Genomic DNA, 11,358 nt, shown 5'->3' with positions numbered 1-11,358 from the left:
TGAGACGCTTCCGGAGAAGCGTCTCCGGATCACCCTACTTGCGGCGGCTCGGCTCACCCTTGGTGTCGCCGTGGCCTGATTTCGGGACGCGCTCGACGGTCGTCGTGTTCGGACGAGTCTCCGCCTGCTTCACTGTGATGAACCGACCCGAACCGGAATCTCGCCCAACGTCGAATGTCTTCCTTGCAGTCATTTCCGTGTCCTTTCCTGGACCGTGGATTAATGAATGCGGTGCCTCGACATTGGGATGCGAATCCCCCTATAGTGCTCTTGCTAACAGCAGGGGATTTCGATCTTTCTGCCTTGCGAATGCCACATTCGTTATTCGCAAATATGCCGCAGCCGGGTGTGGTAGCTTGGCTGCGGTATTGCGGGGAAACGCTCCCCTTATGCTTCCGAAAAAATCCGCAATTTACTGAGTGATTCGGCATAGTTAACCTACGATATCCTGCGGATTTTGGGAAGCGATATCTGCTAAAATTCCGTTAAAATTCAGTCCTCTATGACGTTTCTTTGACAGCGATTACGAGAGAACCCAACCATGCGTCTGGACCTAGGCGACGGGTTGTCTTTGTTCAAGGTTTGTCGCGTTCAAAAGGATGATGTTCGCGGCGCTTATCTAAAATCTTCATGCCCGTGCGAGGCCGCGATGGATGAAGATTGAGTAGGTTCCGTCCTCGTGGCTCCAAATCCGGGCCACCCTTTCCTCGACGATCTCCTCAACCATATCGCTGATGACGTCGAACTTGCTCTTGTCCGTCCATCGGCCGAATTCTTCGAAGATTTCAGCGCAGGCGATTGCGAGGCGATCAAAGTATCGGTCGAACCAGGAACTGGCCAACGCAGTTGTCACCTCCGGAACGTCGTCGCGACTTCTCCCCGCACCCGCAAGTGCGCCTTGGAGATAGCAGGCGAACTTCATCAGGTTGCCAAAGGCTCCGAAAACCGGACCGACGAGCGTGTCCGCGTTGCCGCCTTCGAACCCGGCCACGAGGTTGTCTACGTTGCCGTCGATCTCGGACAGAACTTTGAGGAATGTCTGGGCATAGCCGGGCACGGGATCGTAGCCGATATCGCCGCAGATTCGGCAGGCGGAATATTCATCCCAACAAGCAGACATAACCTGCGATCGCCAGGCATCCAGATTGCTTCGATAAGAAGTCCTCAACAATTCGCCGGGAAAGCATCGATCCCACGCAGCCGTCGTTTCAACATGGGCGGACTCGTGCGCGAGAGTGTGAACAATTCCCCGTTGGCGGTCGTCGTCAGCGTCAAGGAGCCCGTCTGCGATGTCGCCGGAAATCACGATGTGGCTTTTAAGGACATCATTGCGCAGGACTGAGGGTGTCATAGCTATGCCGATTGCGACGTCATTCGTTCTTTCGAGCACGAAACTCGTTTCGTAGCCACGGTCGAGTTGAGCCAGAGCATCGTCGTAATCATAGGCGACGGTCACGCCATCGAGACCCGCGATATCGATAATGCGGCCAAGTGACCGCAGAGCGCCCCCGATCTCTGCACCCAATCTCTCGGCGGCGTCCTGCTCATAGCCCCTGAAGCTGACGACGAAGTCTGGGCAGGTCGATGGGTTGGACCGCCAGTCGGAGGAACTCTCTTCTTCAGGAGATGCAGTATCCGCTTCCATCCATGTGCCTTCTAAAAGGTGACTCGGTTGATCCTGTTTTGTTCTGCTTGCCATTTCCAGGCGCCGAAGCGCCTGGAAATTCATGATATTACTGTGTCCTAATGTGGCGCGATGTCGAATCCAATGGCGCGCCACAAACACCTCCAGATTTAAAGTGCACCAATGTGACTTTTTGGCCCGTAGGTGTCGCATTTCTTGCAGGTGCCGTTGCAATCTGCCTCGCACCACATTGTAGGCCTTTCGTCCAGGCGCCGAAGCGCCTGGACCTCTTGCTGTGAAACATTTGCGACCTGTTTCACGTCAAAATGACAAAGTCCGTGTCAGCCTACAACTGAAGAACCGCAAGCCCGCTCAGCTGCACCCGCTCGTAGCCCCGCACGTGTCGCACTTCTCGCAGGTACCATTCCGCACCATCGTGAAGTTCTGGCACTCCGAGCACATATTGCCGGTGTACCCCTGCATGATCGAGCGCTGGCGGCGCTCGGCTTCCACCTTCTTGGCTTCCGTCTTGGCCGTCGCCGCGTCTGCTTCCGCCTTGTCGGAGAAGAGGGCGGTTGCGTCGCTGGCGATTTCCTCGAGCACCTCGTCGGCAATCTCTTCCGCCAATTCCTTGGCGCGCTCCTCGTAATCGCGCTTGAAGGCCACGATTTCAGAGGTGGAGATGGCAACCGTCGGTTCCAGCTTGCGGGCCGCGGCACCTGCAAAGGCAGTTACCGTGCCGGTGGAAGCGGCGCGGGCAGGGGCTGCGGTGGCGGCACCCTTGGGTTCACCCGCCTGGCGTTCGCCGCCGGTGCCGGAGACCAGGGTCGGCTTATAGCCGCGGGTCCAGCCGGTGGAGAGCAGGTTGGTCTTGCCTTCCTGGATGCCCTTGCCGAGCGCCGTGTTCGAGAAGTCGGACGTGTCGACATGCGCGAGGTCGTGGCGGCCGAGATAGGAGACGGCAAGTTCGCGGAAAACGTAGTCGAGGATCGACGTGGCGTTCTTGATCGCGTCATTGCCGATGACCATGCCGGCCGGCTCGAACTTGGTGAAGGTGAAGGCCTCGACATATTCTTCGAGCGGCACGCCATATTGCAGGCCGAGCGAGATGGCGATGGCGAAGTTGTTCATCATCGCACGGAAGGCAGCCCCTTCCTTGTGCATGTCGATGAAGATCTCGCCGAGGCGGCCGTCGCCGAATTCGCCGGTTCTGAGATAGACCTTGTGTCCGCCGACGGCGGCCTTCTGGGTGTAGCCCTGGCGGCGGTTCGGCAGCTTCTCGCGTTCACGCGAAACCCGTTCGATCACCCGCTCGATGATCTTCTCGGTGACGGTGACGGCCTGGGCGGCGACGGGCGCCTGCAGCAATTCCTCCAGCGCGTCCTCGTCGTCTTCGTCCTCGATCAGCGAGGCGTTGAGCGGCTGCGACAGCTTGGAGCCGTCGCGATAGAGGGCGTTGGCTTTGAGGCCCAGCTTCCAGGAGAGCAGGTAGGCGTTCTTGCAATCCTCGACGGTCGCCTCGTTCGGCATGTTGATCGTCTTGGAAATCGCCCCCGAGATGAAGGGCTGGGCAGCCGCCATCATGCGGATGTGGCTTTCCACGGAGAGGTAGCGCTTGCCGATCTTGCCGCAGGGATTGGCGCAATCGAAGACCGGCAGATGCTCGGCCTTGAGGAAGGGCGCGCCTTCCAGCGTCATCGCACCGCAGACATGGATGTTGGCGGCTTCGATGTCCTTCTTCGAGAAGCCCATATGGTCGAGCAGGTTGAAGCTCATGTCGGCGAGCTGCTCGTCGGAAACCTTCAGCGTGTCCTTCAGGAAGTCGGCGCCCAGCGTCCACTGGTTGAAGACGAACTTAATGTCGAAGGCGCTCTTCAGCGCAGCGTTGACGGCTTCCACCTTCTCGTCGGTCAGGCCCTTGGCCTTCAGCGTCGACGGGTTGATCGCCGGCGCCTGGTTCAGGTTGCCGTGGCCGACGGCATAGGCCTCGATCTCGGCGATCTGGCTTTCCGAATAGCCGAGCGTGCGCAGTGCTTCCGGCACGGCGCGGTTGATGATCTTGAAGTAGCCGCCGCCGGCGAGCTTCTTGAACTTGACGAGGGCGAAGTCGGGCTCGATGCCGGTCGTGTCGCAATCCATGACGAGGCCGATCGTGCCTGTAGGCGCGATGACCGAAACCTGGGCATTGCGGTAGCCGTGCTTCTCTCCGAGCTCGAGCGCCTTGTCCCAGGCCGATTTGGCATGGGCGACAAGATCCTGGTCCGGGTTTTCCGAATGGATCAGCGCGACCGGATCGATCGACAGGGCCTCATAGCCGGAGGTTTCACCGTAAGCGGCGCGGCGATGGTTGCGGATGACCCTGAGCATGCTCTCGCGGTTCGGCGCGAAATTCGGGAACGGGCCGAGTTCGCCGGCGATCTCGGCCGAGGTCGCATAGCAGATGCCGGTCATGATCGCCGTCAGCGAACCGGCGATGGCGCGGGCCTCGGTGGAGTCGTAGGGAATGCCCGACGACATCAGCAGGCCGCCGATATTGGCGTAGCCGAGGCCGAGCGTACGGTATTCGTAGGAGAGTTCGGCAATGCGCTTCGACGGGAACTGCGCCATCATCACCGAGATTTCGAGCACGACGGTCCACAGGCGAACGGCGTGTTCGTAGTCGCCGATATTGATGCGCTTGGTGGCCTTGTCCTTGAACTGCAAGAGGTTCAGCGAAGCGAGGTTGCAGGCCGTGTCGTCGAGGAACATGTATTCCGAGCACGGGTTCGAGCCGCGGATCGGGCCGCCGGCCGGCGAGGTGTGCCAGTCGTTCATCGTCGTGTTGAAATGAATGCCCGGATCGGCCGAAGCCCAGGCGGCATAGGAAATCGTTTCCCATAGGTCGCGCGCCTTCAGCGTCTTCATGACCTTGCCGTCCTTGCGGGCGGTCAGGTTCCATTCGCCGTCGTTCTCGACGGCGCGCAGGAAGTCGTCCTTGATCGAGACGGAGTTGTTGGAGTTCTGGCCCGATACAGTGAGGTAGGCTTCCGAATCCCAGTCCGTGTCGTAGGTCTTGAATTCGAGATCCTTGTAGCCCTGGCGGGCGAACTGGATGACGCGCTGGACGTAGTTTTCCGGAACCTGATCCTTCTTGGCGGCGCGGATCTCGCGCTTCAGGGCAGGGTTCTTGGCCGGGTCAAAGCAATCGCCGTTATCGCCTTCGCAATTGAAGCAGGCCTTCATGATCGCCTTCAGGTGCTTGGCGACGATTTTGGAGCCGGTGACGAGAGCGGCAACCTTCTGCTCTTCCTTGACCTTCCAGTTGATGTATTCCTCGATATCAGGATGGTCGATGTCGACGACCACCATCTTGGCGGCGCGGCGCGTCGTGCCGCCCGATTTGATGGCGCCGGCGGCGCGGTCGCCGATCTTCAGGAAGCTCATCAGGCCAGAGGAGCGGCCGCCGCCGGAGAGCTTTTCGCCTTCGCCGCGCAGCATGGAGAAGTTGGAGCCGGTGCCGGAGCCGTATTTGAACAGACGCGCTTCACGCACCCAGAGGTCCATGATGCCGCCTTCGTTGACGAGATCGTCTTCGACGGACTGGATGAAGCAGGCATGCGGCTGCGGATGTTCGTAGGCCGACTTGGACTTGGTCAGCTTGCCGGTGAAGGGGTCGACGTAGAAATGGCCCTGGCCCGGCCCGTCGATGCCATAGGCCCAGTGCAGACCCGTGTTGAACCACTGCGGCGAGTTCGGAGCGACGCGCTGGGTGGCGAGCATATAGGCAAGCTCGTCCTTGAAGGCGGCAGCATCTTCTTCCGAAGAGAAATAGCCGCCCTTCCAGCCCCAATAGGTCCAGGTGCCGGCGAGACGATCGAAGACCTGGCGCGCATCGATTTCAGAGCCGGTCTGCTCCTCCTTGGGCAGGGTCTTCAGCGCGGCATCGTCGGGAACGGAGCGCCACAGGAAGGAGGGAACGTCGTTTTCCTCGACCTTCTTCAGACGGGTGGGAACGCCGGCCTTGCGGAAATACTTCTGCGCCAGAACGTCGGTCGCGACCTGGGAGAACTGGGCGGGAACGTCGATATTCTCGAGGCGGAAGACGATCGACCCATCCGGGTTCTTGATCTCGCTCGTCGCCTTGCGGAATTCGATATCCGCATAGGCGCCTTGGCCGGCCTTCGTGAAACGACGTTCGATGCGCATAGTCTTGACCTCGCGTTGGCGCCTGTCCCCAGGGCGCAAATTTCCTATCCGGCGGCACATTGTCGTCGTGCAGCCAGTCTCGTTTCCGTGTCGTGACAGGGGTGTCATCCGGAGATGTCTTTCCTGTATCTTGTGGTGATGGTGGCTGCAAACGCTAAATATAGTATTAACAGCTTATTATCGCCAGTCCCGATGTCACTACTTTTGGAGGCAGAAAACCGCGCAGAAATCCACTCTGGCCTGGGCCGGTTCCGGCGCAACAGCCTGATTCTGCGTCTTGTTTTTCAAAGGGAACCGGGCTCGTTACCTCCGGTCCTGTCGCCGCCGCAACATCAGGAACAGTAAAGTTTGAAACCGCTGATTCCGTCAAGGGCTGGTTTTTAATTGAATGGTAACCACAACATCTTGTGGATGCGCCTGTGGAGATTGGGGAAAGCCGGGGAGTGCTGAAAATACAATGACTTGCGGGCGTTGCCGGTTAAGGAAAATGCCGCAGCGGCAAAAAAGTGTCCTGCGGCAAATCTTGTGATGGCATTTCCGGCGCAAATGCGCATGCCGATTCGCTGATGAAGCGAGCGCTGTCAAAGTGCGCCGATGGCGGCGCACTCCGTATTTGCGGCGATCAGCGCGCGCCTTTGGCAATCGGTTCCTGGTAGGTGAAGCCCATATCCCAGGGGAAGTAGATCCAGGTGTCCTGGCTGACCTCGGTGATGAAAGTATCAACAGTCGGCACACCCTTCGGCTTGGCATAGACACAGGCGAAATGCGCCTTCGGCAGCATGGCGCGCACCTGTGCGGCGGTCTTCCCGGTATCCGTCAGATCGTCGACGACGAGCACGCCTTCGCCGCCGTTTTCGGCAAGCTCGGGCGCGATTCCCTTGAGCAGCACCATGTCGCCCTGGTTCACATAGTCATGATAGGAGGCGATGCAGACAGTCTCAATCAGCCGGATATTCAGCTCGCGCGAGATGATTGCGGCCGGCACCAGGCCGCCGCGGGTGATGCAGACGATCGCCTTGAAGGCCTGATCGAGGCCGGCAAGCCGCCAGGCAAGGGCGCGCGCATCGCGGTGGAACTGATCCCAGGAAACGGGAAAGGCTTTATCGGGAAGGGACATCTGGCTGCTCCGCGGCATGAATAGAGATGAAACGCCGTTCACCGGCGACCGAACGGCTTGGAGCGGCAAAATGCAAATCGCGCAGCCGGAACTGCGCGACAGGTCGCCGGGGCTGGAAGCCTTCATCGGTCGCAGCAATTAGCGGGATTTGCCGGTAAAACGCAAGAGCAGCCGCTATCGCGACAACAGGGTCAGCGCCGTCATCGATTGCAGTAGGCTCTTCGTCGTGCCGCCGAAGATCGCCTGCCAAAGCCGGGAATGGGTATAGGCGCCCATGACGAGAAGATCGATGCTGCTGTCCGACAGCCGGTTTTCGATGACATGCGAGGTATTCCTGTCGACGCTGTGGCCCGTCGCAAGCGTCGTCTTCACGCCATGGCGTGCAAGTGCGGCGGCGATTTCGGCGCCTGATGTGAGCGGCGACTGCAGAGCGGTATCGGCCGGATCGACCGAAAAAATCTCCACCTCTTCGGCCGCTTTCAGGAAGGGCAGCGCATCGAAGGTTGCGCGCGCCGCCTCCTTCGAGCCGTTCCAGGCGATCAGCACACGCTTGATCGGCTTCGGCTGGCGGATGACGTAAGGGATCATCAGGACCGGCCGGCCGGCTTCGAAGAGGAAGCCGTCGACGTCGACATGGCTGTCGGAGGGGTTGGCCGGGTCGGCCTGCGATGCGATCAGAAGATCGGCGCTGCGGGCGCTTTCGATCAGCGGTGCGGAACCGTAGCCGGTGGAGGTGGCAAAGCTGCGCCATTCCGAGGAGGCGCCGGCGGCCTGCGCTTTCGCCTGAAAGATGCGCTCGACGGCGACCGTTTCACCATGCGCCATATCCTGCAGCGCCTGCACCGCGACGGGATCGGGAATTTCCATCGGCGCCACCAGCGGCACGGCCGATATGATTTCGGCATGCAGGCCGATCACGTGAGCACCGCTTTCTGCGGCAATGGCAAAGGCAAAATCGGCAACGGCGGCGCTATTGTCTGCCGTATCGAGAATGGCGAGAATGGTTTTGTAAGACATATCAATTCTCCTTGCGCTGAAATGACGTGCGCGAGGGACGGAATGCACCGGACGGTTCTCCCGTTCCTTGACGGGAATCAAGTCCGGCCCCTCATGCCTCGGCGGAATGGTTTTCTGCGATCTCCTTGTTCCGGCGGATGGCGTCGATCATCGCGTGCACCTCGGCGCCGGCTGCATCGATTGCCGGTTGCGAGCGACCGCGCACGACGATCTCGGTCGAGAATTTCTGGCCGATATAACGCGGATAGGAACCGATGCTGGTATCCGGATGCGCTTTCTGGATCGCGGCAAGCGGGGTCCCGATATCACCTTCGCCATAAGGGCAGGCGATGGCGAGCGAGAGCACCGGCGTGCCGGTCCGAAGCGTCGGCAGCACATTATCGACCATCGCCTGAAAGACCTGCGGTACGCCGGCCATGACATAGACATTGCCGATGATGAAGCCCGGCGCCGTCGACACCGGATTGGGGATATGGACGGCACCCCGTGGCATGCGCGCCATGCGCTGGCGCGCCTCGGTGAATTCCATCTCGCGGCGACGGTACATATCGGCAAGCAGGGTCATTGCCGCTTCGTCATATTCGCAGGGCAGACCGAACGCCTTGGCGATCGCATCGGCGGTGATGTCGTCATGCGTCGGCCCGATGCCGCCCGAGGTGAAGACGTAATCATATCGGGCGCGAAGCGCATTCAGCGCCTCGACGATCGCCTCCTCGTCATCGGCAACGATTCGCACTTCCTTGAGATCGATGCCTGACAGGGTGAGCAGATCGGCGAGGTGGCCGATATTCTTGTCCTTGGTGCGGCCGGAAAGGAGTTCGTCGCCGATGGCAAGCATGGCGGCGGTGACGACGGTGTCATGGCTCATGGGATGTTCCGTGATGTGAGGCTGGTCAATAGGTAGCGCCCTTGGGCCGCTTTGCAAACACGCGCGCGTAATGCCGAAAAATGTGAGCGGTTTTCGGAGGATATCATGCTCTTTGGCACCGGCCGATGCGTCACTTTCGCGCTGAAATGCCTGCTCATCCATTCCGTGGCGCTGCCGTCAGAGCCGATATTATTTTTACGCCCCACGGCTCTTCCCATAGTCAATGACGCGAGATATTGAAAACGCCGCAAGCGGGCGTGGCGAAACTGGTAGACGCAAGGGACTTAAAATCCCTCGGCCTTAGGCTATACGGGTTCGATCCCCGTCGCCCGCACCAGCCTACGCTCTGTGAGCTTCGGCTCGGCGAGCCGAAGAGAGCAGCCAAGCGAAGGCTGTCGCGCCGTAGTTCTGTTGGGAACGAAGGCGGACTGGTTCGATAATGCTCCGGTTAGCCGCAACAATCTTCATAATCGTGTTTGAATATGCCTGTATATTGCGCGCAAAAGCGCGTTATTGCTTGACAATGACATTTTCGGTGCAAGGATTGCGCCGCGGCGAGTAAGTGTTGTCTTCTGGGAGTAAGACGATGGTTTACGATTGGAGCGGGACCAGGGTTCGGCGCGTCCGGATATTCAAGACGAGCGTCGCACTTGTTCTTGCAACTGTTGTGGCTGCGATACCGCTGTTTTTCTGGGCACTGGATTTGCCGGGTTTCTGATCGGCAATAATCAGCGTTCTGCGAAAGGCAGGCTGTCTGGAGCTTTGCTCTCGCGCCATCTGTTGATCACCCAGCCGGCGACGAGGCCGACGGCGGCGCCCATGGCCTTGATGCCCGCGTCATGCAGGCGCGGATGGCGGGTCGGCGAGAAATACTGCAGATATTCGATGGCGACTGCCCCAATGATCAGCAGCACGGCCACCAGTTTCCACTGTTTCGGATAGGCGAGGGCAAAGGCGAGGCCGAGAAGAACATAGGCGGCGCCGCGGTCCGTGTCGACCGTCGTGACAGTATCCGGTCTCAGCCCGATCGGCGAAACCGTGACAAACAGGATAAGGGCGAGCAGCAGCCAGGCTACCGGTCTTGCGAATTTGAAGATCATCATCGCTCCATATAAGTGGCAGGGCTTTCCATTGACAGTTAAAATCAGTTCATCTGCCGTCGATTTTGCGATTGGCTTAAGAAAGGCCCTATGGGCTTAGCCGGCCGGTCAGTGAACCCTTTCCTTTGGCCGCCGGCCTGTGCCATAGCGGCGGTGACCAATCATGAGAATGGACCACGCCCGTGACGAGACTTGAAGTCGAAAGCGCCGAAGAGGCAATGCGCAGCCTCTTTCCGGCAACGCCGCTGCAGCTCAATGACCATCTCTCGGCCCGCTACGGCGCCGATATCTGGCTGAAGCGCGAGGATCTGTCGCCGGTGCGCTCCTACAAGATCCGCGGCGCCTTCAATTTTTTCCGCAAGGCGATCGGGCAGGGGGCGGCTGGCAAGACCTTCGTCTGCGCCTCGGCCGGCAATCACGCCCAGGGCTTTGCCTATGTCTGCCGTCATTTCGGCGTGCCGGGCGTCGTCTTCATGCCGGTGACGACGCCGCAGCAGAAAATCGACAAGACCCGCATGTTCGGCGCTGAATTCATCACCATCCGGCTGTTCGGCGACTTTTTCGATCAGTGCTATCAGGCGGCGCGCGAGCATGTCGAGGCGGTCGGCGGCGTCATGGTGCCGCCCTTCGATCATGCCGATATCATCGAGGGGCAGGCGACGGTCGCTGCCGAGATCATGCAGCAACTGCCCGAGGGAACGGTGCCCGATATGGTGGTTCTGCCGGTCGGCGGCGGCGGACTGGCCGCCGGCATCACCGGTTATCTCAACGGCATCGTGCCGAAATCGGCGTTCGTCTTCGCCGAACCGTCCGGCGCGCCGAGCCTCAGGCGCAGCATCGAGGCCGGCAAAGTGACGACGCTTGCCAAGGTCGACAACTTCGTCGACGGCGCAGCGGTCGCCCGCATCGGTGACCTGAATTTCGCCGCCCTTCGCGATTTTCCGGCAAGCCAAGTGCAACTAATGCCGGAAAACGCCATCTGCGTCACCATCCAGGAGATGCTGAACGTCGAGGGCGTGGTGCTGGAGCCAGCCGGCGCCTTGTCGCTGACGGCGGTCGCCGCGATGGATCGCCAGGCAATCCGCGGCAAGACCATCGTCGCCGTCGTCTCCGGCGGCAATTTCGATTTCGAGCGCCTGCCTGACGTAAAGGAAAGAGCCATGCGTTACGCAGGGCTGAAGAAATACTTCATCCTGCGGCTCGCCCAGCGCCCCGGGGCGCTCAGGGATTTCCTCAATCTGCTCGGCCCCGACGACGATATCGCCCGCTTCGAATATCTGAAAAAATCGGCGCGCAACTTCGGCTCCATCCTGATCGGCATCGAAACCAAGGCGCCGGAGAATTTCGCCCGACTGATTGCAAATTTCGAAGCTTCCGGCATGGGTTACGAGGACATCACCGAAAACGAGATCCTTGCCAACCTGATCATTTGACTTGGCGATCGCAA

8 protein-coding genes and 1 tRNA gene are annotated in these 11,358 nt (G+C 59.9%); 2 read left to right on the top strand and 7 right to left on the bottom strand.

The genetic code is table 11. The features are described from left to right. Positions 1-34 precede the first annotated feature (34 nt). The 6 genes from GGD53_RS00585 to GGD53_RS00560 form a co-directional block, all read right to left on the bottom strand. On the bottom strand, positions 35-193 hold the full coding sequence (locus GGD53_RS00585; protein WP_184452677.1) for a hypothetical protein: 159 nt from the start codon (positions 191-193) through the stop codon (positions 35-37). 435 nt (positions 194-628) lie between these two features. Next, positions 629-1,729, bottom strand: coding sequence for a hypothetical protein (locus tag GGD53_RS00580; RefSeq protein WP_246717679.1), 1,101 nt, complete (start codon positions 1,727-1,729; stop codon positions 629-631). A gap of 267 nt (positions 1,730-1,996) precedes the next feature. Continuing rightward, the gene (locus tag GGD53_RS00575; RefSeq protein ID WP_184452676.1) at positions 1,997-5,809 is read right to left on the bottom strand and encodes a vitamin B12-dependent ribonucleotide reductase; all 3,813 of its coding nucleotides are present in this window, start codon (positions 5,807-5,809) and stop codon (positions 1,997-1,999) included. Between the two features lie 622 nt (positions 5,810-6,431). After that, positions 6,432-6,926 (bottom strand): xanthine phosphoribosyltransferase, encoded by a 495-nt coding sequence (gene gpt, locus GGD53_RS00570; protein WP_184452674.1) that lies wholly within the window; start codon positions 6,924-6,926, stop codon positions 6,432-6,434. Between the two features lie 174 nt (positions 6,927-7,100). Continuing rightward, the gene (locus GGD53_RS00565; protein ID WP_184452672.1) at positions 7,101-7,943 is read right to left on the bottom strand and encodes a universal stress protein; all 843 of its coding nucleotides are present in this window, start codon (positions 7,941-7,943) and stop codon (positions 7,101-7,103) included. Positions 7,944-8,034: 91 nt separating this feature from the next. Beyond that, complete coding sequence (locus tag GGD53_RS00560; protein ID WP_184452670.1) at positions 8,035-8,811, bottom strand: competence/damage-inducible protein A; 777 nt, start codon at positions 8,809-8,811, stop codon at positions 8,035-8,037. Between the two features lie 251 nt (positions 8,812-9,062). Here GGD53_RS00560 and GGD53_RS00555 point away from each other — a divergent pair. Then, a tRNA-Leu gene (locus GGD53_RS00555) sits at positions 9,063-9,148 on the top strand. Positions 9,149-9,539: 391 nt separating this feature from the next. Here GGD53_RS00555 and GGD53_RS00550 read toward each other — a convergent pair. Continuing rightward, a complete protein-coding gene (locus tag GGD53_RS00550) occupies positions 9,540-9,914 on the bottom strand; it encodes a VanZ family protein (RefSeq protein ID WP_184452668.1) in 375 nt (124 codons plus the stop codon). A gap of 179 nt (positions 9,915-10,093) precedes the next feature. Between GGD53_RS00550 and ilvA the strand changes: the two genes are divergently transcribed. Then, positions 10,094-11,344, top strand: coding sequence for a threonine ammonia-lyase (ilvA, locus tag GGD53_RS00545; RefSeq protein ID WP_184452666.1), 1,251 nt, complete (start codon positions 10,094-10,096; stop codon positions 11,342-11,344). The last annotated feature ends 14 nt before the right edge of the window (positions 11,345-11,358 follow it).

It is taken from the genome of Rhizobium aethiopicum (genome assembly GCF_014197535.1).
In the GTDB taxonomy this organism is placed as follows: Bacteria; Pseudomonadota; Alphaproteobacteria; order Rhizobiales; family Rhizobiaceae; genus Rhizobium; species Rhizobium aethiopicum_A.
Note: the sequence above shows the minus strand (reverse complement) of the source record. Positions and strands in the feature narration are given on the sequence as shown.